Source organism: Eggerthella sinensis (assembly GCF_003339815.1).
Classification (GTDB): Bacteria; Actinomycetota; Coriobacteriia; order Coriobacteriales; family Eggerthellaceae; genus Eggerthella; species Eggerthella sinensis.
Window position 1 is genome coordinate 154,041 of record NZ_PPTT01000002.1, and the last position, 25,400, is coordinate 179,440.

Annotated in this window: 21 protein-coding genes; 6 read left to right on the forward strand and 15 right to left on the reverse strand. The window is 64.8% G+C overall.

Features of this window, described 5'->3' with window-relative positions; genetic code table 11:
- Positions 1-7: 7 nt before the first annotated feature.
- A complete protein-coding gene (locus C1876_RS01665; protein WP_114544990.1) occupies positions 8-1,381 on the forward strand; it encodes a helix-turn-helix transcriptional regulator in 1,374 nt (457 codons plus the stop codon).
- 39 nt (positions 1,382-1,420) lie between these two features.
- On the opposite strand, the gene C1876_RS01670 is transcribed toward C1876_RS01665, so the two are convergent.
- Positions 1,421-2,980 carry a response regulator transcription factor gene (locus tag C1876_RS01670; RefSeq protein WP_114544991.1) on the reverse strand — a complete coding sequence of 520 codons (1,560 nt, stop codon included), beginning with the start codon at positions 2,978-2,980 and terminating at the stop codon, positions 1,421-1,423.
- Between the two features lie 192 nt (positions 2,981-3,172).
- Between C1876_RS01670 and C1876_RS01675 the strand changes: the two genes are divergently transcribed.
- On the forward strand, positions 3,173-5,059 hold the full coding sequence (locus tag C1876_RS01675) for an FAD-dependent oxidoreductase (RefSeq protein ID WP_114544992.1): 1,887 nt from the start codon (positions 3,173-3,175) through the stop codon (positions 5,057-5,059).
- A 154-nt stretch (positions 5,060-5,213) separates the two neighbouring features.
- Here C1876_RS01675 and C1876_RS01680 read toward each other — a convergent pair whose 3' ends face one another.
- Positions 5,214-5,579: a YccF domain-containing protein gene (locus tag C1876_RS01680; RefSeq protein ID WP_114544993.1), complete on the reverse strand. Its 366-nt coding sequence runs from the start codon at positions 5,577-5,579 to the stop codon at positions 5,214-5,216.
- Positions 5,563-5,979, reverse strand: coding sequence for a transporter (locus C1876_RS01685; protein ID WP_114544994.1), 417 nt, complete (start codon positions 5,977-5,979; stop codon positions 5,563-5,565). Before C1876_RS01685 ends, C1876_RS01680 begins: the two co-directional genes overlap by 17 nt.
- 248 nt (positions 5,980-6,227) lie before the next feature.
- On the opposite strand from C1876_RS01685, the gene C1876_RS01690 reads away from it, so the two are divergent.
- A complete protein-coding gene (locus tag C1876_RS01690) occupies positions 6,228-7,877 on the forward strand; it encodes an FAD-binding protein (RefSeq protein WP_114544995.1) in 1,650 nt (549 codons plus the stop codon).
- A gap of 95 nt (positions 7,878-7,972) precedes the next feature.
- Here C1876_RS01690 and C1876_RS01695 read toward each other — a convergent pair whose 3' ends face one another.
- The 4 genes from C1876_RS01695 to C1876_RS01710 all read right to left on the reverse strand — a co-directional run bounded on the left by C1876_RS01695 (position 7,973) and on the right by C1876_RS01710 (position 12,815).
- Positions 7,973-9,493, reverse strand: coding sequence for a helix-turn-helix transcriptional regulator (locus C1876_RS01695; RefSeq protein WP_114544996.1), 1,521 nt, complete (start codon positions 9,491-9,493; stop codon positions 7,973-7,975).
- The gene (locus tag C1876_RS01700) at positions 9,490-10,242 is read right to left on the reverse strand and encodes a TlyA family RNA methyltransferase (protein ID WP_114544997.1); all 753 of its coding nucleotides are present in this window, start codon (positions 10,240-10,242) and stop codon (positions 9,490-9,492) included. Before C1876_RS01700 ends, C1876_RS01695 begins: the two co-directional genes overlap by 4 nt.
- 28 nt (positions 10,243-10,270) lie before the next feature.
- Complete coding sequence (locus C1876_RS01705) at positions 10,271-10,855, reverse strand: sugar O-acetyltransferase (RefSeq protein ID WP_114544998.1); 585 nt, start codon at positions 10,853-10,855, stop codon at positions 10,271-10,273.
- Positions 10,856-11,024: 169 nt separating this feature from the next.
- Complete coding sequence (locus C1876_RS01710) at positions 11,025-12,815, reverse strand: FAD-dependent oxidoreductase (protein WP_114544999.1); 1,791 nt, start codon at positions 12,813-12,815, stop codon at positions 11,025-11,027.
- Between the two features lie 211 nt (positions 12,816-13,026).
- On the opposite strand from C1876_RS01710, the gene C1876_RS01715 reads away from it, so the two are divergent.
- Together C1876_RS01715 and C1876_RS18105 are read left to right on the forward strand one after the other, a co-directional pair.
- Positions 13,027-14,454, forward strand: a complete 1,428-nt coding sequence (locus tag C1876_RS01715) for a helix-turn-helix domain-containing protein (RefSeq protein ID WP_158544538.1) — start codon at positions 13,027-13,029, stop codon at positions 14,452-14,454.
- Positions 14,455-14,582: 128 nt separating this feature from the next.
- Positions 14,583-14,714 (forward strand): hypothetical protein, encoded by a 132-nt coding sequence (locus tag C1876_RS18105; protein ID WP_264465146.1) that lies wholly within the window; start codon positions 14,583-14,585, stop codon positions 14,712-14,714.
- A gap of 67 nt (positions 14,715-14,781) precedes the next feature.
- Here C1876_RS18105 and C1876_RS01725 read toward each other — a convergent pair whose 3' ends face one another.
- The 7 genes from C1876_RS01725 to C1876_RS01755 all read right to left on the reverse strand — a co-directional run bounded on the left by C1876_RS01725 (position 14,782) and on the right by C1876_RS01755 (position 23,798).
- Positions 14,782-15,831 (reverse strand): aspartate-semialdehyde dehydrogenase, encoded by a 1,050-nt coding sequence (locus C1876_RS01725; RefSeq protein WP_114545002.1) that lies wholly within the window; start codon positions 15,829-15,831, stop codon positions 14,782-14,784.
- A gap of 157 nt (positions 15,832-15,988) precedes the next feature.
- Positions 15,989-17,269 (reverse strand): aspartate kinase, encoded by a 1,281-nt coding sequence (locus C1876_RS01730; RefSeq protein WP_114545003.1) that lies wholly within the window; start codon positions 17,267-17,269, stop codon positions 15,989-15,991.
- A 132-nt stretch (positions 17,270-17,401) separates the two neighbouring features.
- Positions 17,402-18,178, reverse strand: coding sequence for an ABC transporter ATP-binding protein (locus tag C1876_RS01735; protein ID WP_114545004.1), 777 nt, complete (start codon positions 18,176-18,178; stop codon positions 17,402-17,404).
- Positions 18,168-19,160: a FecCD family ABC transporter permease gene (locus tag C1876_RS01740; RefSeq protein ID WP_114545005.1), complete on the reverse strand. Its 993-nt coding sequence runs from the start codon at positions 19,158-19,160 to the stop codon at positions 18,168-18,170. Before C1876_RS01740 ends, C1876_RS01735 begins: the two co-directional genes overlap by 11 nt.
- Positions 19,154-20,101 carry a heme ABC transporter substrate-binding protein IsdE gene (isdE, locus tag C1876_RS01745; RefSeq protein ID WP_211309482.1) on the reverse strand — a complete coding sequence of 316 codons (948 nt, stop codon included), beginning with the start codon at positions 20,099-20,101 and terminating at the stop codon, positions 19,154-19,156. Before isdE ends, C1876_RS01740 begins: the two co-directional genes overlap by 7 nt.
- Positions 20,094-21,035: a heme-binding Shp domain-containing protein gene (locus C1876_RS01750; RefSeq protein WP_114545006.1), complete on the reverse strand. Its 942-nt coding sequence runs from the start codon at positions 21,033-21,035 to the stop codon at positions 20,094-20,096. The genes isdE and C1876_RS01750 overlap by 8 nt, the downstream gene beginning before the upstream one ends.
- Before the next feature lie 21 nt (positions 21,036-21,056).
- On the reverse strand, positions 21,057-23,798 hold the full coding sequence (locus C1876_RS01755; protein WP_148044532.1) for an LPXTG cell wall anchor domain-containing protein: 2,742 nt from the start codon (positions 23,796-23,798) through the stop codon (positions 21,057-21,059).
- 381 nt (positions 23,799-24,179) lie between these two features.
- Between C1876_RS01755 and C1876_RS01770 the strand changes: the two genes are divergently transcribed.
- A complete protein-coding gene (locus C1876_RS01770) occupies positions 24,180-25,133 on the forward strand; it encodes a LysR family transcriptional regulator (RefSeq protein WP_158544540.1) in 954 nt (317 codons plus the stop codon).
- Between the two features lie 6 nt (positions 25,134-25,139).
- Here C1876_RS01770 and C1876_RS01775 read toward each other — a convergent pair whose 3' ends face one another.
- Positions 25,140-25,325: a hypothetical protein gene (locus C1876_RS01775; protein WP_114545011.1), complete on the reverse strand. Its 186-nt coding sequence runs from the start codon at positions 25,323-25,325 to the stop codon at positions 25,140-25,142.
- Positions 25,326-25,400: the final 75 nt, after the last annotated feature.

Sequence of the window (25,400 nt, forward strand, 5' to 3'; positions counted from 1 at the left end):
GGGGCGCTTGGCGCGCGAACAAGGGGCCGCATCGTGGCTGTACATCGGCAGGGGCCTGTATCTGGCAACCCTGCTGCTCGTCCTGTCGCCCACGCCGTCGCTGGGCGGCGGATTCACCGACGAAGGGGCGCTCGTCGCCACGCGCTTCGCGTTCTTCTGCGCGCTTGCCTGCTCGGCGTGCCTCACCACGCTGCTCTACCGGCGACTGTCGCCCGTACGCCTGCACTCCGGCGTCATCGTCGCGGCCATGGCCGTCGAGATCGTGGGAGGGCTCGGCTACCCGCTCACGGCCGCCGGCGTGCTTCCGCAGCAGTTCCTCGCCGTCGACCTGCTGCTGTCGGCCCTCGTGCTGCCGGTCATCGACCTGGCATGGAGCGAGGCGTACGCGCAGCTGCCCCTGCGCACCATCATCAGCCGCACCGCCGGCTCGCTCGCGCTTGCCGTCGTCGTGCTCGCGCTCGTGCAGGTGCTGCCGCCCGCATGGTCGTTCGCGTTCATGAAGCTGCTGCCGCTCGGCTCGGTGCTGCTCATCATCGTGCTGCGCCGCTCGCCGTCCGTGCCGCCCTACCAGGCGCCCTCGTGGAATGTGCGCACGATGCAGCCGTCGTGGAAGTTCCTCGCTGGCATCTTCTGCGCCCTCGCCGCAAGCGCCATCCTCCCGGGATCGGCCGAGGCGGGCGGATTCATCTCGTGGTGGTCCATCATCGGCGGCAACGCGGTGGCCGCCGTGCTCATCCTGCTGCTGCTCGCCTCGAAGCGCCAGGGCGATTTCCAGAAGGCCCTCATGGTGTTCGTGGGCATCATGGCCGTATGCTATGCGCTATCGGGCCTGTTCATCGGTGCAGATTCGGGTACGACGTCCACCCCCTTCAAGGTGGCGCAGCACTGCGTCATCTTGGCCACGCAGCAGTGCGTGTCCATCGCCATGTGGTTCGTGTTGCTCGACATCGCGCAGAAGACGCGGGTCAGCCCGTTTCTCATCTGCGGGCTCGGCCTCATCGCCGGCGAGCTCGGGCGCGCGGCCGGCACCGGCATCGGCATGGCGGCCCCGCTCGACCCGGCCGCGCTGTCCATCCTCGCGCTGCTCATGCTGGTGCCCAGCATGTACTTCTTCGCCACGAGCGACCAGCCGAAAGAAGTGATCGTCAACGCCGAGGAGGTGCTGCAGCGACGTCTCGACCGCATGGCCGACACCGCCGGGCTCACGGCGCGCGAGCGGGAAATCCTCGAGCTGTGGGTGACGGGGCACCGCCTCGATTACGTGGCCGAAGCGCTGTTCATCTCGAAGAACACCGTCAAAACGCACCTGCGGCACATCTACCAGAAAACGCAGACCGGCAACAAGGAAGAACTGCTCGTGCTCTTCGAGCAGCAAGCGTAAAGCCCCGGAGCTCAGCCACGGGTCGGCGAGAAGCAAGCTTCATCGAATCCGCTTCGCGCGCCAATTCGGATGCGAGCTGGACCGCTCGGGCAGTCGGGTAGGAAACTCGGCGCGCGCTATATCCAACAGCTCCTGCTGCGAGTGAATATCCATTTTCGCGAACGCGTTCTTGATATGGGTATTCACGGTATTCAGCGAGATGAAAAGGGTATCGCGGATGTAGGGGCGATTCCTTCCCGCCAGGAGATACGCGACGATCTCCTCTTCACGCGGCGATAACTTGTATGACACGGCCATGCGCCGCGCCTGGTCGCTCAGCATCGCGTCAAGCGCATCCACCACTCCGTCTTCAGCTAGCTGCCCCGCGCGACTTTCGCTCGTCGTCCGGACATCCCCTTCAACCCCGAACGAGCGAGATCGCTCTTCGAGCGCCATCACCACGGCTACCACCGCGGCAGCGACGAACGGCAAAGACAGCTGAGCAAGCGTCTCGCCCAACAGCGAAGCCGCCAGCAAACCACAACATTCGCCGAATGCCATGCCCAGCCCCAGCCCGATCAGGTAGCACGAAAAGAAAAAGGGGGCGCTTCCAGGATGGCGATGGGCCACCTTCGCCAGCAGTATCCAGAAGAACGCCTGCAAAACGATGGAAACAACGGAATTGGCCAGACGTGACCACAGGTGCCCGACCGACGCGTCTACCGGCACAAGGGCGAAAGCGAGCAGCAGCACGGGGAGCGTCCAACGCGTTACAAGGGAAGACGTGATGGAACGCGCGGACGTGAGCGCGAGCACGACGAACACCCCGAACACCGTTACGGGAACGAACAGCATCAGCAGGACGTACCACCATCCTTGCGCAGCAGGACCGTCCGCGGCAATGCGAATCACGCCGTATCCGAACCGAAACACCATGAGCATGGCGGTCGCCGCAACGATGCCGCGCGTCTCCGAGAAAGGACGGATCGTGCTGATCGAACCACCGGTCTGCATGCTTGAAGTTGCGCGAACCCTTTCCAAATCTTCGCTCGACGACGAACGGAAACGCAAAAAGGCAGCCGAAACGAAAGGCAGTGCGACCATGACGGCAAATGACGCAAACGGATCGAGCAAGCCAAGGGCGGCGTAGATTATCCGTGCGATTATGAACGACATCGGTACCGAGAACTCGATCATCGCTTCGTCATACCGTGAAACCCTGCTTCCCCACAGCACCGTGAGCAACGAGAATCCCCCAGCCACGGGGATCACACACAGCACGATGACGAGAGGTGAAGCAACCTCGTAGCGTCGGCAAAGCCCGACGAGCACCATACCAAAAGCGCAGAGCAAAGCCGCAACGATAGGCAGCCATCGTCTCGATTCGAGCATGACCGCCGACCGTCGTCTGCACGCGAAGAAGCCGACGAGACCCAGGAGTCCCGAAAGCAGCATCGACGCGATCCAAGGAAGCTCTGATATCGCTACGTTTTCACCGCTCCACACCATCGAGGAGTAGAACGTCCCGTAGATCCAAGCCATCAGAAACGAAAGGCCGAGCGGGCCTTTCGCATAGGATCTCACCAGGGCACCAACGCTGTCAGACCCGAGCTTCACCATGAGTTTCCTTCTATCTTTCCAGGTCAAAAGCCACCCTCACCAGATCGGGGCGAGGGTGGCCGTCAGGTCGCGAAACCGATTATCACCACATCGCAGCGATGGGCGAGATTGCCGAACCCGATTATAACAGGCTCAGAGCCGGCACAAGCATGTGCGACGGCGCAGAAGTAAACCGTGAACAAGGAGGGAACCATGAACATCGCAGCAAGATCATCATCCACGACCGGACTCACCCGTCGCCGTTTCCTGACAGGAGCCGCAACCATCGGCGCCGTTTCGGCACTGAGCTTGGCAGGATGCGCGCCCACCGGCGCATCGTCAGCCGCAGACGCAGACGCGCTTGCTACCGGCGATGCGATGATCTACACCGGTTCGGGATCCGGCCGGATGGGAAACATCCTGGTGAAGGTAGGCATCTCCGGCACCGCGATCACTTCCATCGAGGTCGTCAAGCAGCACGAGACCCCGATGATCGCCAACTCCGCACTGTCGCGCATTCCGCAACTGGTCATCCGCAACCAGTCCCTCAACGTCGATGCGGTGACAGGCGCCACAATCACGAGCTTCGGACTGAAGGAGGCAATCGCCGACGCGCTTTCACAAGCGGGATTGAGCGAGAGCGATCTGGCGAAGACCGGCAAGGAGACCGGCATCGTGCCGGAAGACCCGATCGAGGCAGACATCGCGGTTGTCGGGGGCGGGCTGACAGGACTCACCGCAGCCGTGCGCGCGCTTCAAAACGGCAAAACGGTCGCACTGTTCGAAGAAACGGCCCACCTGGGCGGATCATCCTGCGTCTCAGACGGCTGGATAACCGGCGCGGGTACCATCATGGAGCGCGCCGAGGGAATAGAGGACTCTCCCGAGAAGTTCTACTCCTTCCTCACCCAAGGCAGCGACGATCCGGCCGTCGTCCCCTTCCCCGAGAACACGCGCACGTACGCCGAGACGTCAGGAGAGCTCATGGATTGGCTCGACACGTATGTCAACGTCGACTTCGGCGAACGCAAGGGCGGCTACGGTCTGTACACCCCGCCCGACGAGCCGCGTATCTACGGCGTGAACAACGGGGGAGGTGCAATGGACATGGCGCTGATCGAAATCATCCAGGACGAGGTCCAAAAGGGAAACGCCTCCATCATCTTGGAGTCGCGCGCGACGAGCATCCTGAAAGACGACGGTGGCGCCGTTTCCGGCCTGGAAATCACCTACGCCAACGGAGACGTCAAGGAATTTCCGTTCAAGGCCGTCATTTTGGGCACGGGCGGCTACAGCCACAATCAGGAGATGATGCCGTACAAAAATTGCGGCAGCTGTTCCCCCTCCACGGCGTCCGGCCATGGTTGGGAGCTCGCTGAGAACGCAGGCGCGAAGATGATCGAGCGAGCCGTGTACGCGCCGTACGCCGGTGGCATTCCGAACGCCGGATTCGAAATGCGGTACCAAGCAAACCTCAAGCTTCCCGGCATCATATGGATCAACCAAGAAGGAACCCGTATGGCGAACGAGGACAAGCCGCTTCTCGCCAAAGCGGCTTGGGGTAAAGCGAGCGACAATATCGGGTTCGTCGTGTTTTCCGAAGCCCAGCTCATCGACGGGCTCCGTCCCATCGTACTCACCAGCTACCTTGAAGGGGAGCTCACGCCCTGGCAAAGCGTTGATTTGCTGAACAGTTTGATAGACAAGGGCGAAGTGGCGTGGAAGGCCGCTTCGGCAGAAGAGCTCGCCAAATCGGCCGGCATCGATGCCGCCGCGTTCGTCGACACCATCGAAACGTACAACGACCACTGCGACGAGGGCGTCGATCCCGACTTTGGGCGCGAAGGCATGCAGAAGCTAACCGGCATCCTCTATGCGATCAAAACCGTACCCTACCAGCTGCAGTGCACGGGTGGAATGCGCGTAAACGAAGACGGCAACGTTCTCGACGAAAGTGAAAAACCCATACCGGGCCTGTACGCAGGCGGTGAAGCAATTGGCATGCGTCAAAGCTCGGCCGGCGGCCAAGGAGGTTGCGGACTCGGCAACGCAGCGACATGGGGTTACATCTCCGCCAACTCCGCTAGCGCATACGTATAGTAGCATCCTCTCTTCCTCCTTGAAGGCTCGCCCGCGACGCCATGCGAGCGGGCCTTCGCCCTACCGAACATCGTGGTGGCTATCTCGCAATGCCTCGCCCGAATATGCAGCGAAAGCGTCCGTACCGTGCGCTTGCCGGCCTCGCAACCTTCCCCTACTTTCCGCGCACCACCGCGCCGAAGGGCAGCAGCGCCAGCTTCGCCTGCTTGAAGCACTGCATGCCGAAGGGGATGCCGATGATGGTGATGCACAGCAGCACGCCGTTGAGCAGGGCCTCAAGCGCCAAGAACACGCCACCGAAGATGAACCACAGCACGTTGAGCACCGCCGACCCCGCGCCGCCGCCGTACTCCACCTCCTTGCCGAAGGGGAAAAACGCGAGCCCCGCCATCTTGAAGCACTGCGTGCCCACGGGAATGCCCACGATGGTGATGCACCACAGCAACCCCACGAGCAGCCAGCTTACGCCCTGCCAGAATCCCGCGAATATGAACCACAGTATGTTACCGATCACGCTCATGACGATCGTCCTTTCCTAACGCCAGCCGCTCCTCCGCATCGCGCTGAAACGAAGCGCGCATGAACTCGGAGAACGCGAACACGATGGACACGATGGTCAGCACCGACACGATGAGCTGCGACATGGCGGTAGCGTACTCGGCCTGCGACGCGTCCACCGCCCCCAGCACCAGGTAGTACCCGCACCAGACGAAGCCCAGCGCGAGCATGATCATGGTGACGTACTTGAGCACCGCCGACACGTTCTTCCTGAACGCCGCGCTCTTGCGGTACTGCGCCTCGCTGTAGCGATGCTTCTCGGGCCGTCGGGCATGGGCCCGCATCTTCAAGCCGCCCGCCAAAAACCCGAAGATCACGCCCGCCGAAAGCGCGCAGCACAGGGTGAACAGGGTGCTCATCATGGCCGTCCTTTCCGTTTTCCCAGATCATATACCTTATCATGCACGACCCCGCAAAATGCGGGGGTGCGGGCATTCCCTATCAAAACGCTGCACTTAGGGTGTGCCGCACGTTCGCTGCGATGGATAGCATACTCCTTGTCCGATGCGTGGGAACCATCGCAGCATCCGAGCAATCGGCGGGGAGCGGATGGATGCGCACGGGCCGGAAGGCTGCATCAGCAGCATCGTCGCAACAGGGAGGAACCATCATGGAAGACAGCACGAACCTGCTCAAGCAGAGCCGCCGCACGTTCTTGAAGACGGCCGGCGTGGCGCTTGCCGGTGCCGCAGGGCTCGGCATCGTGGGGTGCGCGCCGCAGGGCGGCGGCGCGAGCGGCAGCAACGCCGCATCCACGGCCGCCGGCGCCGACACGAAGTGGGACGAAGAGTTCGACGTCGTGGTTGTCGGCGCGGGCTGCGCCGGGCAGGCCGCAGCCATCACCGTCGCGCTCGAGGGCGACGGCGCAACGTGCCTGCTGGCCGAGAAGGGCACCATGCCCGGCGGCAACAGCCCGTACTGCAAAGGCACCGTCGTGTACGCCGAGGACGAGGACGCGTTCAACCAGTACATGCTGGAAATGCGCGGCGAGGAGGGCACCACGCCCGACGATGTGATTGCCGCGTACGCCAAGGGCGCCGTGGAAAACTACCCCTGGGTGTTCGACACGCTGGGAGGCGTGGTTGAGGAAGCCTCCATCATCGCGCCCACCACGAAGGACGACCCGCTCGCGTCCACGCCCGAGTGGCCCGAGTTCGAGCACTGCTATTCGCTGGGCAAGCTGACCATCGCCGGCAAGAAAGACGCCGAGATCAAGGGCGACAAGCACATCACGAAACTGCTCGACCGCGTCATCGCCGATCACAGCGACGTCATCGAGTACCGCACGGGAGCGCCCCTCGAGGAGCTCATTCAGGACCCGTCAACGAAGCGCATCCTGGGCGCGGTCATCGACGGCAAGAACGTCAAGGCGAACCGCGGCGTCATCATGTGCACGGGCGGCTTCGAGGCCAACCCCACCATGCGCCAGGACTTCATCGGGCAGGGCGGTGCGCACCCGGCCGTCGAGGAGCTGAACACGGGCGACGGGCACAAGGCCTGCATGAAAATCGGTGCCGACTTCTGGCACATGGAGCACGTGGCCGGCTTCTGGATGGCCGGGCGCGACCTGGAGAACACGAAGTTCACGAACAACCAGATCATCTCGCCCTGCCCGAAGCAATACGGCATCACCGTGGGCGTGAACGGCCGCCGCTACTACATGGATTGGGACGGCTACAGCAACAAGTCCGAGATCGAATATAGGGACGACCCGTCGGTGGCCGTGGGCAGCCGTCACGGGCACATGCAGATCGGCGGCGAGTGGCCGCATCTCGCTCAGCCCCGCAAAGCATGGTTCGTGTTCGACCAGGCGGGCCTCGAAGCGGGCGCCATTCCCGCCGACACGACGAGCGATCCCGTTGCCGACAAGCTGGCCTACGCCGCCGACACCATCGAAGAGCTTGCCGCGCAGATGGGCGTGCCGGCCGACGAGCTGGCCACCACGGTGAACCAGTGGAACGAATGCTGCGACAACGGCGTTGACGTGTACTTCCACCGCCCGGCCAAGACCCTGACGCCCGTGGCCACGCCGCCGTTCTACGCGCAGCTGTGCTGCCCCTCGTTCCTCAACACCGACGGCGGCCCCGTGCGCAGCGCCCAGGGCGAGATCCTCGACCCGGACGGCAAACCCATCCCCGGTCTGTACAGCGCCGGCGAGTTCGGCTCGGTATGGAGCGGCGTGTACCAGGGCGGCGGCAACATTGCCGAGTGCCTCATCTTCGGCCGCATCTCCGCGCGCGGCGCCATCGCGAACGCCTAGCCGCCTGCGCACCGCACACCTCGCGACATCCCTCCCCTCCCGCGAGCCCCGCCTACCAACAGGCGGGGCTCGTCTCATGCGGGGAGCGCGTGGCGCTACAGCGCCTTCACGAAGTCGATGACGTCCTGCTTGGAGTGCACGTCGAGCTTCTGATAGATGTTCTTCACGTAGCTGCGCACGGTGTTTTCCGACAGCACGAGCTCGCCGGCGATGTAGGATGAGCTGCGGCCCTCGGCCAGCAGCATGAGCACCTCGGCCTCCCGATTCGTCAACCCGTAGCGCTCGCGCACGAACGCCTCGCGCGGGTCGGGCCCGTCCGCGCACGAGTCGGCCGTCGCCGGCGCTTCGGGGCGCCACACGCGCTCGTCAACGTGCGCCAAGCGCCCTTCGCGCAGGGCCGCCTCCGTCTCCTGCCGGAAACGGCAGCGCCCGCACACCTCGGCGAACAGCGGTCGCACGCGCGGGATGGAATCGGTGAGCAGGAACCCCACGCTCACGGCCAGCAGGCACACCATGCCGGCGATGATCAGCATTTCCTCCATGTCGCTTGCCCCGCCGAGCCACCACATCGCCAGCCGCCCGCTCTCGCGGAAGAACAGGTGCAGGAACCAGAAGAAGCCCACGATGAGGTACGGCGGCAGCGCGCGATGCCGCGCCACGTCGTAGGACACGAACCACAAGAAGCCCACCTGAAACAGGTTCGTGATGGCGATGAGCGTCGCGCCCACTTCGCTGACCAGCGGATCGAGCGTCGACAGCAGGATGACGCCCACGGCCAGTGCGGCCAACTGCGCCTGCCACAGCACCGAGAACTTCACGCCGCGCCCTTTCACGAGCGCCCACCAGATGATGCCCAATCCGATAGCCGTCACGCCGAGGTGCTGCACAAGGTGGAAGAGGGGCGACAGCTTGATGGATTCCCCGAACGGGAATCCGCGCGACACGCCCAGCACGAAGCTGAACAGGGCGATGCCCACCACGAGGCGCACGATGGTCGAGCGCGGCTCCGCAGCGTACACGTTGTCGGGAGGCGGCGCCACCACGCCCCGCGCCTCGCGCACATCGAGCGTCTTCTGCGCCTGGAAGAACATCACGAGCGTCACCATGGGCAGCAGCATGCTGATGAAGAACGCCGTGCTCTCCTCCACCACGCCGATGAACATGCCGATGGTGGTGGACAGCGCCAGCGATGCGAATGCCACGAGCAGCGCCTCGCGCAGGCCCAGCCGTATGTAGAAGGTGATCCACATGCCGCCGCCCCAGGCCAGGCCCACGCCCGAGCACACAGCCGCCGCCATGGTGAACGGCAGCGACGGGAACAGCGATTGCACGAAGAACAGCAGGCTGCCCGCCGTCATGAGCACAGCGGATATCCAACTGAGCGCGGTTTGGAACTTCGGCGAGAACGCGCGGCGCAGCGCGATGGCGCCCAGCACCACGATGCAAGCGCACCGGGCGAAGTTGATGGCGACGGTGGTCAGGCCCGAATCGACCCAGATGTAGCGCGCGTAGAGGATGCACTGAATCCAAACGAGCACGAGACCCGTCCCCAGAAACGAGAACGAGAACCCCGGCAGGTACGTCGCCGCGAACGACTTGAAATCGCCCTTCGTCACGCGCCGACCACGCTTCCCCGCTCCGAGAACACGGCGCGCACGAGGTACTCTACGTTGCCCTCCGGGCCCGTGATGGGCGATTCCACCACGCCGGTCACGTCGAACCCGGCATCCACGAGGGCGTCGCGCACCTCGTCCACCGTGCGCTGCCGCACCGATTCGTCACGCACCACGCCGCGGTCCGTCTCGCCCGCATGCGACTCGAACTGCGGCTTCACCAAACCGATGAACACCGTGCCCGGCTGCGAGAAGCGCGCGAACGTGGGCGCGAGCGCCGCGAGGCCGATGAAGCTGAGGTCGGCTACGAGCACGTCGAAGGGCGCGCCCAGCTCGGCGGGATCGGCCAGCTTGATGTTCACGCGCTCGAACACGGCCACGCGCTCGTCCTGCCGCAGCTTCCACGCCAGCTGCCCGTAGTTCACGTCGACGCACGCCACGCTTCCCGCGCCGGCCTGCAGCAGGCAGTCGGTGAAGCCGCCGGTGGACGAACCGATGTCGAGGCACCGCAGGCCCCGCACGTCCTGGCCGAACGCGTTCAGCGCCCCCTGCAGCTTGTGGCCGCCGCGCGACACGAAGCGCTTGCGGTTCTTCACCACGATGTCCGCATCGGGCGCCACGCGCTCCGCCGCGCTCGTGGCGTACACGTCGTCCACCTTCACCTCGTGCGCGAGCACCGCGCGCAGCGCCGCGCCCGCATCGGCGAAGTACCCCTGCTCAACCAGCAGCGTATCCAGTCTCGTTTTCTTCATGCCCCCAGTATACCGCGACCAGACAAGCTCACCGGTTGTCGTGCATGACGCGGCAGGGGTTTCCGTACGCCACCGTGTTCGAGGGGATGTCCTTCGTCACCACGCTGCCGGCGCCGATCACCACGTTGTCGCCGATGGTCACGCCCGGCAGGATGACGGTGCCGCCGCCCACCCACACGTTGTCGCCGATGGTCACGGGCGCCGTAAGGGTTTTGCAGAACGCGAACGACCCGTCTTCGCGCGGTTCGCTGAAGCGGTCCTGCGCCCGCTGCGGATGGAACGCCGTGTAGATGTGCACGCCGGGGGCGATGAGGGCGTTGTCCCCGATGACGATCTTGTTGTCGTCAAGGAACAGGCAGTTCATGTTCACCTCGCAGTTGTCGCCGAAGAAGATGTTGCTGCCGTAGTCCGCGTAGAACGGCGCGGCAATCCACAGGCGCGCACCGCGCCCGCCCAGCAGCTCGCCGAGGATGCGGTCCTTTTCCGCCAAATCCTCCGAATCGGTGCGGTTGTAGTCGCGCGTGAGGTTCTTCGCCTCGTGCCAACGCGCCATCAACTGCGGGTCTCCGCAGTCGTACACCTCGCCCGCCAGCATCTTCTCCCACTCGGTCATCTGCAATCCTTCCGCCGCCGCCGTCGTGTCGCCGCGCACAATGCACCGCGCACCATCCGCCCAGTATAGCGTACGGATGTTTCACGTGAAACATCTCCCACACGAACTGCGGCCGCCCGGGAAGGGCGACCGCAGCGGAGGGAGGAATGGGCTGGGGAGAATGAGGGTGCTACAGCTCGGCGAGATCGCGCCCGAGCAGGTACGACAGCGTGCCGCACACCGCGCCGAGGTTCTGGCCCGGCATGACGAAGTTGTACGTGTTCGCGTAGAAGTCGCCCGTCATGATGCCCGTGTTGTACAGGCCCTCGATGGGCGTGTCGTCCTCTTCGCACACCTGCATCTTATCGTTCGTGCGCAGGCCGCCGCACACGGTGAGGAACGTCGCGCCCGTGATTTTCGTCGCGTAGAACGGCGGCGTGGAAATGGGGTACAGGATGTCGGGGTTCACGTGGAACTGCTCGTCGAGGCCGGCTTCGGCGTAGGCGCTGTACTGCTTGATGGTGGCAAGCGCCTGCTCCTTGTCGATGCCCTCCATCTGCTCGACCAACTCTTCGAGCGTGTCGGCCTTGTAGTACGTCGCGCCCGTGCCGATGGACGACTTGCCCTCGGTGGCCGCCGCGTCCCACGACGCGATCATCTCCTCGGGCGTGCTCGGCATGATGCCGTTCTCGTAGTCGATGCAGCAGCCGAACGCTTCCCATTCGTCTTGCGTGTACGCGTACGCCTTGTCCCACACCGCGTACGCGGTCTTCTGCGGAAGCTGCAGCACCGAGATGGCGCCGTACGCGAAGTTCGTGCATTCGTTCTGGTAGCGCTCGCCATGGATGTCCATGTTGAGGCCCCAGAAGTTGGAGATCACGCCGTGCGCCGGGCCCGACGCGCCGCCGTTGATCATGGGCGGCACCGGGTACGTCTTCTGCCACGCGGCCCCTACCCACAGGCCCATCTTCTGCCCGTCGCCCGGCATGAGACCCGAGTACACGAGCTCGGCATCGTAGTCCACATCGCCGAACGTGAGCGAGTCCTTGAAGTTTTCCCAGGCCCACGGGCTGTACTTCGCCATCATGTCGGGGTTCTTGGAGAAGTCGCCCGTGGCCAGCACCACGGCCTTGTTCGCCACGTACTTCACGTACGACCCGTCCTCGCGCTGCGCCACCACGGCGGACACGCGCCCCGTGTTGTCGTTGTCGCGAATGAGGTACTGTCCCACCGTCTTGTAGTGAATCTCGCCGCCGAAGTCGTCGGTGAAGATGTTCGCGTAGGCATGCGCCTCGAGCGGTGCACCGAACAGGGCACCGAAGGGCTGCTCGTCGGTGTAGAAGTTGTGCGACGCGGGCGGCACGGTGATGGTGCCGTCGGGGTCGGTGTAGCCCGGTTCGAGGCAGCACTTGAGGCCCTGCTTCTCCATGTGGTCGATGGTCCAGTCGATGGACTCGCCGGAATGGTTGATCCAACGCTCCCACTTCTTCTTGTCCATGAGGTACGTGCCGGCCGTCTGCTCGGCCTTCACGATTTCACGCGCGGCCTCGGGCGAGTAGTCGATGCCCTTCTCCTTCTGATATTTCGACCCGATGGCGTGGTTCGATCCTCCGCGCGAGATGGGCTTCGAGCTTGCCGAGAACACGATGACGTCGGCCCCCTGCTCGGCTGCGGAAACGGCCGTGCACAGCCCGGCCATGCCCGCGCCCACGATGACGATGTCGTGCGTGTACGTCTCCGCGATGTCCGCGTCGGCCACCGGCTCGGGCGGAATCTCGAAGCTCCACTTCATGTCCTGGTAGTTGTCGGCCGTCAGCACGCTGCCCGACGCGGACGACGAGCCTTCGGCGCCCGTCGCCTTCGCGTCGGAGCCGCCGGATGCGCCGCCCGCCGGCGAGCAGGCCGCAAGCGCCGTGCCCGTGGCCGCCAACGCGCCGGTTGCCAATGCCCCTTTAAGAAAATCTCGACGATTCAGTTCCATGTCTTTCCCTCCTGTGATCGATGCCGGAACCTGCCCTCAGTGTTGCACCGAACGCCCGGCCATGCGCTCACACGGGGCTGGTGTTTCGCCGCGCAAGGGGTCACATGGATCAGGTGAATTCCGCAAACGGCCCGCTCGCGCCTCAACTTTTAGCCGCCGCGAACGGGCATCGCACCGGAATTTCGCCTACAATAAGCGCTCGGGAGGGGATATGGCGCATACCAGAAAAGCTCAGCTGTTTTTGGTCGGGATAGGATTTGCATCCTTCCTGGCCATGAACTCGTTTTCCCTGTGGGGCTTCTCATTTCTGCCGCAATCGGTGTTCGGCGAGAACGCGCAGGCGCATTGGAGCACCCCGCTGTACGTGAGCAACATCGTGGCGTTCTTCGGCTACTTCCTGGGCACGACGCGCTTCCCGCACCTGTTCAACCGCGCGCCGTTCGTGGAAGCGGTGCTGCTCATGTCGGCCGGCATGATCTTTCTGCTGGGCTACTTCCTCACCTGGTCGCTTCCCATGCTCAGCGCGTCGGGCGTGCTCGTGGGCCTGGGCACCACCTGCTGCTTCATCAGTTGGGAGAAGGTGCTGTCGCTCAGCGTGTTGCGCGAGGCGAAGAAGCAGATCATCCTGGGATCGGTGCTGTCGCTGCTGCCGTTCGGGCTGTTCTTCGCGTTCGGGCAGTCGGGGCTGTTGTTCACCGTGTCGGTGCTCGTGTTCTGCAACCTCGTGCTGCTGTTCGTGGCGCTGCGTTTCCGCGGCGACGACCCCGCCGAGCTCGACCCGCTCGAGGCACCCGCCGCCTACCGCAACGTGCGCGGGCAGTTCTGGAAGCCGCTTTTGTGCATCATCATGATTGGCATCGTGTCGCCCGTGCTGGGGTCGGTGGCCTTCACCGGCGAGCTTGCCTTCCTCGACAACTGCGTCATCGTGTTCTCGGCAAACCTGCTGTCGGCCGCCGTCCTCGCCATCGTGTGGCTGGCGCTCGACCGCGCCACCACCATCTCGAAGGCGTACGTGGTGCTGTTTCCCGTGCTCATCACCGCGTTTCTGCTGTTCCCCTTCGTCCCCGAGCGCTATCGCGTGCTCATCCTGTTCGTGGGCAGCTTCGGCTTCACCCTGTTCTCCATCGTCATGATGATGTCGTGCATCTCCATCGCGCGCGAGAAGCGCATCAGCCTCGTGTTCGTGTATTCCCTGTTCGCCGGCGTGACGTACGTGTCGCGGCTCATCGGCGAAGGGCTTGCCACCCTCATCGGCGCAAGCTCGCTGTCGCAGGAGACGCAAATCGTCACGAGCGTGTTCGTGCTGCTGTACGGCTGCTCGCTGGTGATGTTCATCCTCGTGCGGAAGAACGCGAGCGCGAAGTCGTCGGCGGCGCAGCCGGCCGGCGTCGACGTGCTGCAGCAGGCGTGCGCGCAGCTGTCGCAGGAGCGCGGGCTTTCGCAGCGGCAAACCGAGGTGCTCGACCTGCTCGTGCACGGCTACGACGTGCCCTCCATCGCGAAAAAGCTGTTCATCTCGGAGAACACCGTGCGCACCCACACGAAGAAGGTGTACGCCCTGCTCGACGTGCACAGCAAGCAGGAAATCGTCGACCTCGTGAACGAGCGCACCGTCGCCCCCGAGGAGGATGCGCTGTAGGGCAGCGGGCGGCGACGCGGCCCCTCCCCCTCTTCCCTTAACGCAATCCTTGCAACAGCGCCCGGATCTTTTCGGCTTCTTTAGCTTCGCCGCAGTACGCTGTGCGCATCGGAAAGGAGCTTGGAGCGATGAATTCGGGAGTTGAATGGGTGACGGCGCTCATCGCCTTTATAGGGTGCGCATGCTCGGCGCTGTTCCTGATAGGATTGCTGTTCGTCGAAACAACGGACACGGGCTGGCGCATCAAAGCGCCTTGGTAGCCCCCCTCCTCATGCACGACGGCCGCCCGTGGGGCGGCCGTCGCGAGCATGCGGTACGAGATGCGCCTTACGGCAGCAGCAGCTGGGCGATCTGCACGGCATTGAGGGCCGCGCCCTTGCGAATCTGGTCGGCCACCACCCACATGGCCAGGCCGTGATCCACCGTGTCGTCGCGGCGCAGGCGGCCGACGTACGTCTCGTTCGTGCCGGCGAGCAGGCCCGGCATGGGATACGTGTTCGTGTCGCAGTCGTCCATGACCACGATGCCCGGGAAGGCCTCGAGCGCGGCGCGCGCGGCGTCCATGCTCACCTCGTCGGCGAACTCCACGTACACGGCCTCGGCATGGCAGCGCAGCACGGGCACGCGCACGCACGTGGCGGCGACGCGGATGTTCTCGTCGCCCATGATCTTCTTCGTCTCGACGACCATCTTCCACTCTTCCTTCGTGGAGTCGTCTTCGAGGAACTTGTCGATATGCGGGATGCAGTTGAACGCGATGCGATGCTGGAACACCTCGACGGTGAGCTCGTCCTCGGGCGTGCCGTCGAGGAATTCGCGCGTCTGGTCGTACAGCTCGGCCATGGCCGGCGCGCCGCCGCCGCTGGCCGCCTGGTAGGTGGACACCACCACGCGCTTGATGGGCGACAGGTCGTAGAGCGGCTTCAACGCCACCACCATCTGAATGGTGGAGCAGTTCGGGTTCGCAATCACGCCGTTGTGCCACGCCGCGTCGCCGGGGTTCACCTCGGGCACGATGAGCGGCACGTCCTCGTCCATGCGGAACGCGCTCGAGTTATCGATCATCACGGCGCCGGCCGCGGCAACGGCCTCGCGCATCTCCTTCGACACGCCCGCGCCGCACGAGAACAGCGCGATATCCACGCCCTCGAACGATTCCGGCGTCATCTCCTGCACCACGAGGTCGCCCGCCGGCACCTGGCCGCAGCCCAAGAACGGCAGCGTCTTGCCCGCCGAGCGTGCCGACGCGAGCGCCCGCACCTCGGAAGCCGGGAAGTCCACATCGTGCAGCACCTGCAAAAACTCGGCGCCTACCGCGCCCGTGGCCCCCGCAATCGCCACCACCGGATTCGCCGGCATCTCCTTCGTCCATGTCATGGTTGCTCTCCTCCTTGGGTTTACCGGCTAGCGCCGCCGGGGATCCTTCGACTCGCTACGCTCGCTCAGGATGACAATGCATCACGTTTGTCATCCTGAGCGAAGGCGGCGCAAGCCGCCGCAGTCGAAGGATCCCGCACGGCGTCAGCGCAGAATACTAGCGGCCTTTTGCCATCTTCGCGGCGATTTCTTCGGCGGACAGCTGGGTTTCCTCGAACACGCTGTCGGAGTCCAAATCGAACGCCTTGTGCAGGCAGCGCACCGCGGCTGCGGCCTGCGCGCCGTCCACCACCACGGACAGGCGGATGGGCGACGTCGAAATAGCCAGGATGTTGATCTGGTTCTCGCCCAACGTGGAGAACGCGCGCGCCGCCACGCCCGGCGACGACTTCATGCCCGTGCCCACGAGGCTCACCTTCGCGATATCCTCGTCCACGTCGTAGTCGCGTGCGTTGATGTCGGGCAGGATGCGCTCCACCGTCTCCTTCGCGCGCGCCAAGTCGGCGCCGGGGCACGTGAAGCTGATGTCGGTGATGCCGTCTTCGGAGATGTTCTGGATGATCATGTCCACGTTCGCCGCGTTGCCCGCCAGCGCGCTGAACACCTTCGCAGCCACGCCCGTCATATCGGGCACGCCGCGGATGGTGAACTTCACCTCGGACGTGTCGTGGGCGATGCCGGTGATGACAGCTTCCTCCATCATGTCGGTCTCCTCCTTGATATAGGTGCCCTCGGCATCGGAGAACGCCGAACGGGAATGGATGACAACCTCGTACTTGCGTGCGAATTCGACGGCGCGCATCTGCAGCACGCCCGCGCCGGCGCTCGACAGCTCCAGCATGTCGTCGTACGAAATGGCGTCGAGCTTCTTGGCGCGCGGGCACACGCGCGGGTCGGCCGTGTACACGCCGTCCACGTCGGAGTAGATTTCGCAGACGTCAGCGCCCAGCCCGTGCGCCACCGCCACCGCCGTGGTGTCGGAGCCGCCGCGACCGAGCGTGGTGATGTCGCCGTTGGCGTCGATGCCCTGGAACCCGGCCACCACCGCGATGATCCCCTTGGAAACGGCCTCCATGATGCGCTCGTTGTGCACCATCATAATCTTGGCCTTCGCGTGCGTGCCGTCCGTCTCGATGCCGGCCTGGCGGCCCGTGAAGCTCATGGCCTTGTAGCCGCGCGCTTCGATGGCCATGGCCAACAGCGTCATGGATACCTGCTCGCCGGTGGACAGCAGTCGGTCCATCTCGCGCGCAGGCGGATTGTCGTTGAGCGAGGCGGCGAGGCCTACCAGCTCGTCGGTGGTCTTGCCCATGGCGGACACCACGGCTACCACCTGGTGGCCCGCCTGCTTCTTCGCGATGAGCTTCTTCGCAACCATCTGAATGCGCTCAGGCGAAGCGACGGACGTGCCCCCGAATTTTGCAACGATTAGCGACATGGTGCTCTTTCTCGTGCGTGATGAACCCAATCGGCTGTCCACTATACCAAACGGCCGCGCACCGAACCAGAGCGACCCCCGCCACCTGCCGTTTTTTCACGGGGAAACAACAAGCACGAGCCTCAGCGACGCCTACACCTGCAACACGAACGGCCTGCCGCGCACCGTGGTCACCTCGAGCGCCACGTCGTACACCTGCTCGAGCAGCGCCGGCGTCACCACGTCGCACGGGTCGCCCTGCGCCACGACGCGCCCTCCCGCAAGTGCCACCAGGTGGTCGCTGTAGTGCAGCGCCTGGTTCACGTCGTGCAGCACCATGACCACCGTCATGCCGAACTCCCGGTTCAGCCGTTGCACGAGATGCAGGATGTCCAGCTGGTAGCGCACATCGAGGAAGGTGGTGGGCTCGTCGAGCAGCAGCACCTGCGAGCCCTGCGCCAACGCCATGGCAATCCACGCGCGCTGCGCCTGGCCGCCCGACAGCGACGAGACGGGAAGCTTGGCGAAATCCGTGAGGCCCGTGGTTTCCAGCGCCCACGCCACCATGCGCTCGTCCTCGTCGGTGTCCGCCGCGCGCCCGATGCCGCGATGCGGGAAGCGCCCGTACGCCACGAGCTTCTCCACGGCCAGGTCAACCGGCACCGTATTGCGCTGATGCACGATGGCGACGAGCTTCGCGAAATCCTTGAGGCGCAGCTGCCCCACGTCGCCGCCGCGCAAGAAGATGCTGCCCGCCTGGGCTTTCAGGTTCTTCGTCATGAGGTTGAACAGCGTGGACTTTCCCGAGCCGTTCGCGCCGATGAGCGTGGTGACCACGCCCTCGCGCAGCTCGAGGTCGAGGCCTTCGAAGATGCGCTGATCGCCGTACGCGAACGACAGCCCCTGTATCGTGAACACGTTATTCGCCATAGTTGTTGCGCGCCTTCCTCAACAGCAGGATGAACACCGGACCGCCCACAATCGACATGATGACGGCGGCGCTGATTTCGTACGGAGCCGCCACCGTGCGGCCGATGGTGTCGGCCAACAGCAGGCAGAACGCCCCCAGCACGATGGAGTACGGGATGAGCACCCGATGCGCCGTGCCCACCAGCAACCGCGCGATATGCGGCACGATAAGTCCGAGGAAGCTGATCGGCCCGATGACGGCCGTGCTGATGGACGCCAGCAGCACGGCGATGGCCGAGATGGCCAGGCGATTCTTGTTCACATCGACGCCCAGCGAACGCGCCGTCTTGTCCTCGAGCGCCAGCAGGTCGCACCGCTTCGCCGTGAACAGCGCCAACAGCAGCCCCACGGCCGCATAGCTTGCGAGCGTCCACAGGTCGTCCCAGGTCTTCATCGTGATATTCGCGTCCACGAGGCTGGCCACGCCGCTCATGGTGGAGCCCGTCCCCGAATCGAACGCCGACATGATGCCCGTGAACATGGCGCTCACGGCCACGCCCACGAGGATGATGCGCAGCGGCGACAGGCCGCCGCGCCACGACAGGCCGTACACGATGAGGAACGCCGCCATGCCGCCCGCGAACGCGAACAAGGGCGTGAACAGGAACAGCGCCGGGAAGAACGCCGTCACCAGCACGGCCACGAGCGACGCGCCCGAACTGATGCCGATGATGCCCGGGTCGGCCAGCGGGTTACGGATGGCGGCCTGCAACAGCACGCCCGACACCGCCGTGGCCGCGCCGCCCACCATGGCGATGAAGATGCGTGGGAACCGCAGGTCGTAAATCGTGGACACCGTGTCGTCGTACGCCACGAACAAGCCGTTGATCAGCTGCTCGGGGCTCACGTGCAAGCTGCCCGTGTTCACGGCCACCAAGAACAGCGCCACGAGCGCCGCCGCCGTCAGCACGAACGCCGCGATTCGTTTCAGGATGCTCACCATGAGGTCTCCGTGTCTCCTTCTTCCCACAGCACGCCCCGCACGTGCTCCAACGCTTCGGGGTAGTTGAACTGGGCGCTCATGCCGAACAGCTCGGAGGGAAGGTCGTACACGCGGCCTTCCTGCACGGCGCGGAAATGCTTCCAGATGTCGTTCGTGGCGAACTCGTTGGCGAACATGGCCATCACCTGCTCGGGCAGCGCATGGGACGTGCGCAGGATGAGGTCGGGGTCGCGCGCCTGCATGTCCTCGGTGTTCACGTTGATGAACTCCTCGGACGAATCGGCGTAGACGTTCACGCCGCCGGCCAGCTCGACGAGGCTGCCCACGTAGCTGTTCGGCGTGGCCACCACGTACGAACCGGGGACGCCCATCAGGATGAGCACCGTCGGCGCCTCCTTGTCCTCGTTCTGCGCGCGATAGGCCTCGATGAACTCCTCGTACTCGTCAACGAGCGCCTGCGCCTGCTCCGTGCGGTCGAACCTCTCGCCCAGGTAGGCCATGGAATCGTACAGGCCCTGAACGCTGCGCAGGTTCAAGAACACGGACGCCGTCATGATGGACGCGTACTTGGGCTGCAAATCGCTTTGCAGGGAGTTGGGAGACAGCACGTAGTCGGGTCGCAGCGACTTCAAAATCTCCAGGTCGGGAGCCATTGCCGTACCGATCTGGTCCACGTCGGCGTAGCGTTCGGGCAGGCCGCGCGACGTGGTGGGAACCCCCGTCAGGTCGAGGTCGAGCTTGTCGCAGAGCTCGGCGATGGCGGGAGAGGTGGCAACGATGCGCGGCTCATAGGTTCCGTCCTCGCGTTCCGCACGCTCCGGATGCTGATCGACGCAGCCCGCGAGCAGCAACGAGCAGGCGAGGCACGCCGAGAGGACGAACGCGCCCGCCCGGCGCGCCGCCCTCCCCACCGCGCCGCACGTCGATGCGCGCTCAGGCACGGCTCGCACGCTCGTCGGGCGCTGCGGCGGCAGCGGCCGCAGCGGCGGCGCTCGCCTGTCGGGCGCGCTTCGGGCGCAGGTACGCCGCGTACACCGCCACGCCGGCAACCGCGATCACCGCCACGGCAACGCCCGCGATCGTCGCGATGGTGCCGCCGTCGAGCGATGCCTCCGCCTGCTTGCCGCCCGTGACCTCGCGGCCCTCTTCGTCGAACTCCTGCACGCCCTCGTTGGCCGAAGCGCCGGTGAGGTCGTCGGCGCTCTGTGCCTGCTCGCCTTCGGCGTCTTCCGTGCCGCCGGACGCTCCCGCATCGCCGGAAGCGGTGGCCGAAGCCGCGGCTGCTGCCGCGGGAGCCGCGTCGTCGGTGCCCTCGCCCGACGTCACGCTCACCACGAACGTGCCGTCCGCATCGCCCTCCTGCAACGCCCCGAACGTGATGAAGTACACCACCGCACGGCCCATGGGAATCACGTCCATGGAGCAGCGCAGGGTTGCCGTCTCGCTGGGTATCGCAATGCGATAATCGGCCGTGGCGGTGGAGGTGGCGCTGTCGGTGCCCGTTTGCATCTGCACGACCTCGACAGGCTCGTACGATGCTCCGTCTTCGGACGCTTCAAGCGAGATGCTGCTGATCTGATCGGCCAGCTTGAAGCGCAGGCTCGCGTACATAACGCCGTCCGTATCGCGCTCGATCAGGGCGTTCTCGTACACGATGCTCGTTACCATGGACTCGGCCAGCGCGACATTGCTGCCGCCGGCCGCATCTTCGATGGCGCCCGTCGCGGGGTTTTCGTAGGTGGGGTTCGTCGAAGCCGTGTACACGGCCGAAACGGCGGCGAACGCAGACCCCGGGGAAACGGCGCTCGCCACGAGGACGAGCGCCGCTGCCAGGGCAAAGGCCGCCGCGTATGCAGATCGAATACGCGTGGTCATACTATGCCTTTCCGTCGATGCTTACTTCTGCCGGGCCATGCGACGGCGAGCCGTCAACGCAACCGCCGCACCCGCGACCAGCGCGCCGCCCGCAAGGGTCGCCACGCCCGTGGTGGCGTCGCCCGTCTGAGCCAGGTTGGACGAGGACGCCGCCACGCTGCTCTGGCCCGTGCCCCGGTCCTTCGCCTGCGAGAGGTACAGGTGCATGTCGGCAACCTGCGACTGGCCGATGCCCAGCTGCGCCATCATGGTGATGGACATGTCGATGGGAATCACCGTGTCGCTCTCGGCGGCCGGAATGGAGAACGTGAACTGGTTGCCGCTCTGCGCAATCGCGGTGCCCTGGTACGACAGCGACTTGATGTACTCCAAGCCCTGCGTCGTCGCGGCGAAGCTCACCGTGAAGGTGCCGTTCTCCTGCGGACGCACGAGCGCCGTGTCGCCGAAGTACGGCGCGGCCATGGACTTCTCGGTCACGCTCCCCTGCTTGAAGAACGCGATGGGCACCTCGTAGGTGTGGCCCACCTGGAACATGACGTTCTCGCTGGCGTTGAAGCGGTCGATGGCCTCCTTCAACGACGTGGCGGCCTCGTTCACCGCATCCTGCGAAGCGTTCGCATCGTTCAGCACCGCGCGTGCCGCCGAAAGCGTGCTCTGGAAGCTCTCCCATGCCGCATCGCTCTTCTTGCCCTGCGTCATGGCGGAAGCCTCGTCAACCAGGCCCTGGAGCGTGGACTTGTCGACGCGCACCACCGGGGTATCGCCGCTCTTGAGCGCGATGGTGGACGTGTCCACGGTCATGGCGTACGTGATGTCCATGTTCATGGTGCCGCCCACGTGCAGGGCCAGATCGATCGCGCTCTCGAGCGAGGGCACGTTGAAGGTGTACGTCTTGTTGGCGGACTGCTTGACGGCCTGGCCGTTGTAGGTGAGGTCGCCGATGGCCTCGTCGTAGCCCGTCGAGCCGCCGAAGTACACCGTCACGTCGTACGTGCCGTCCTCTCGCAGGCTCAGTTCCACCGTCGTGCCGAAGTACTTGGTCACCATCTGCTGAAGCATGGCGTCCATGCCGGCGAACGAGCCCGTGCCCGCGTAGCTCACGGAAGCCGTGTAGGTTTTACCCACCGTCATGCCGTACTGGCCCGACGGGGTTTCCTTGTCCGCGCTGTTCTTGAACGTCTCGATGGCGGCGTTCAGCTGGGCGGTCACGCCGTCGACGCCCTGCTGCGGGATGCTCTCGCTCGCAGCGGCTTTCTCGGCCGTCGTGATAGCCGCCTGCAACGCATCCCATGCCTCGTCGGTCTTGGCGCCCTGCTCGAGCGCCTTCGCGGTGGCGAGGGCCTCGTTCAGCTTGGTCTTGTCGGCCTTCGCCACGTCGTCGTCGCCGTCGTCGACAGCGGGCACGTTGCTCAGATCGAACGTGATGGTGTCGGTAATCACCATGGGCATGTTGTCGGAGCTCAGCGACACCTCGATGCTGGCGGGCAGCTCTTTGAAGGTAAGCACGAACGCGTTGTCCGTCACCGCGTACTTCGTGCCATCGTACGTGAGGGCGAACCCGGCGGCAGCCGCGCCCGTCGAGGTGACCGGCAGCTTCACCGTGTAGGTGCCGCTCCGGTAGACGACGGTCGCTTCCGACTCCATGAAACGGGATGCCATGCTGCCGTACTTCGCCCACGTGATGGCGGCCGGGTACTCCTTGCCCTCCACGATGGTATCGTCGGAGCCGCTGTCGTCGCCGGGCTCACCGGGCTCACTGGGCTCACCGGGTTCGGGCGTCGTCGCGCCTTCGGTGGCGCCCGCCGTGTCGAAGGTGGCGAAGGCGCTGTGCGTCATCTCTTGCTCTATAGCGGCCACGTAATACGTGAAGCCCACCTCGACGGCACCGTCGAGGCTGTCGAGGGTGCCCGTGAACACGTAGTTGCCGTCAGCGTCGCGCGTCGGCGTGGTGGGAGCCTTGTCGGCGCCCAGCGTGAGCGCCTTGAACTCGTAGGCGTCGCCGGCCTTCACGACGAAGGTCACGGTGTAGGAGCCTTCGTTCACCTGCACGGTTGCGTTGGGGTTGAGCATGGTGCCGGCCATGGAGGGCTTGCCGCTCGCATCGGTGAACGAGAGCGGCACCGTGTAGGTCTTGCCCACTTCCAGCTGATCGCCCGCATCCGGATCGGTGCCGGGATTGTCGGGGGTCGGATCGGGATCGGGCGTGGGCTCCGGGTCGGGCGTCGGCGTCGGGTCGGGCTCGGGTTCGACCACCGGCGGCTGCGTGGGCAAGCTGGAGGTGTCGAACGACAGCACCGTGGGCATGCTGGTACCCATGAGATTCACCTGCACCTGCAACGTGACGTTCTCAAGCGACGACAGCGCGAAGCGGTACGTCTTGACGTCTCCCACCGTCGACACCACCGTGGCCGTCGCGCCGTTGCATACGATATCGCCCACTGCCTCGGGTTGCTGCACCGTTGAAACCTCGACGGCGTACGCCCCGTTGGCGTACGTCACCGTAGCCGACGACGAGAAGTACTGCGCCATCATGGACGTGCCGCCGGTAGTCTTCAACCACGACACCGGCACCGTGTACGCCTGCCCCTCTTCCAAATAGAACCCGTCGCCCGTGGCCGCTGCGGCCACCGTCGCCGTCGCTCCGCCCGCACCGTCGCCCTGCGCGAACGCCATCGTCGGCACCATGCCCGCAGTCAACGTTGCCGCAAGCATCACCGCCGCGCCGCGCTTCGCAAACGAGAACCCCTGCCTCGATCTGATCATGCATGCTTCCTTTCGCTTTGTGGTCGCGCCCCGCGCCCCGTCCAACCGCCGTCGGCGCTTGCTCCTTTTTGTTAGTCACAGCTAACTCAAGTGCAAAACAAAGGCCCGAATCGGGGCCGCAACCAACCTTCTCTCCTAGATGATCGACCATCACTATGCGGTGAGAAGCGCGTGACGACAAGCGCGAAAACGCGAATCCCGTTCATGAATTTCGCCGGCCGTTTGCAAATTCCGAACATAGTTAGCCAAAACTAACACTATAGTGAACTGATCATGTTCGGACATTCCGAACGCCCTGCGCGGCACCGCTTGCCGCAGGGAAGCCCGTTCGGATTTCGAGAACGGCAGTCGATATCCGGGGAAGCAAGGAGCTGCGCGTCGATGAGGACCGAATATCTGGAGGAGTTCATCGCCTTTTCGCGACATCTGAGTTTCAGCGAAACCGCTGAGGAGCTGTTCATCGCGAAATCGACCTTGAGCACCCATATCGCGAACCTCGAACGCGAGCTTGGCCTGAAGCTGGTCGATCGCGACAACGACAACGCGCTCACGCAGGAGGGCGCCCTGTTTCTCGATGGTGCGAAAGCGGCTCTCGAAACGCTCGACAGCACGATCGCGCGCTGCACGCAGTTTCGGGAAGAGGCCGCCGGACGCGTGCGCATCGCCTGTCTCACGCCCACCGCGTCGCTCGCGGCGCTGCTGAGCGAGCGCCTCGACGTGCCGTTCCAGTTCGTCGACCGGGAGTTCCGCGAGCAGCCGTTCGCGCCCTTCGACGCCGACCGCGCCGATATCGCGCTGCTGTGCGATATCTCGCATTTCCCCCGCCTCGTCGACGAGGCGTCGTCGCGCGGTCTCGTCTACCGGCCGGTGCGCCCGTTCCCGGCCGTCATCGCCATGATGGCCACCCATCCCCTCGCGACGAACCGGCAGCTCTCGCGCGCCGACCTGGCAGGCGCCGCCATCATGACGGAAAGCACGGTGGCCTACGAGCGCGATCGCGTGCTGATCGATCGGATGCTGGGCGCCGACCTGCGTCTGTCGTACGCGCCCGGCAGCATGCAAAGCTTCTCGGACCTGCTCATCGCCGATTTCGGCCCGGCCCTGTACATCGCCCCCAAGGCGACGGCCAGCCTGTACTGCAACCGGCGCCGCGACGTCGTCTTGGCCGACCGGATCGACGGCGAACCGTTCGGGCTCCCGCTCGTCGTGGCATGGCGGGCCGATGCCGACCCGCGCATCGTTCAGGCGGCCGAGACGGTGCACGCCTGCCTGAAAGACCTCGAGCAGCTCGAGAACCTCGCGCCGCTCGACCGTGCCATCAAAGCCGCCAGCTAAGACGCGCTATCCAGCCTGGTAGATGGCCTCGAGCTCGCCGCTCTCGACGAGGGAGCACAGCGCTTCGCTCGCCTGATCGCTCTCGATGCCCATATGCTCGAAGCGCTTCGCCAGCTTGAGGCAGTACGACAGATCGGCGGATTCCAGGGACATCAGGGCGGACGTGGCTTGTTCGTTCAGGTTTCCAAACATGAGGTGCTCCTTTCCTTTTCGATGTACCCAGCGTACTGCGCCGAGGAAAGGAAGCTTTTGGACGAATGGAGAAGA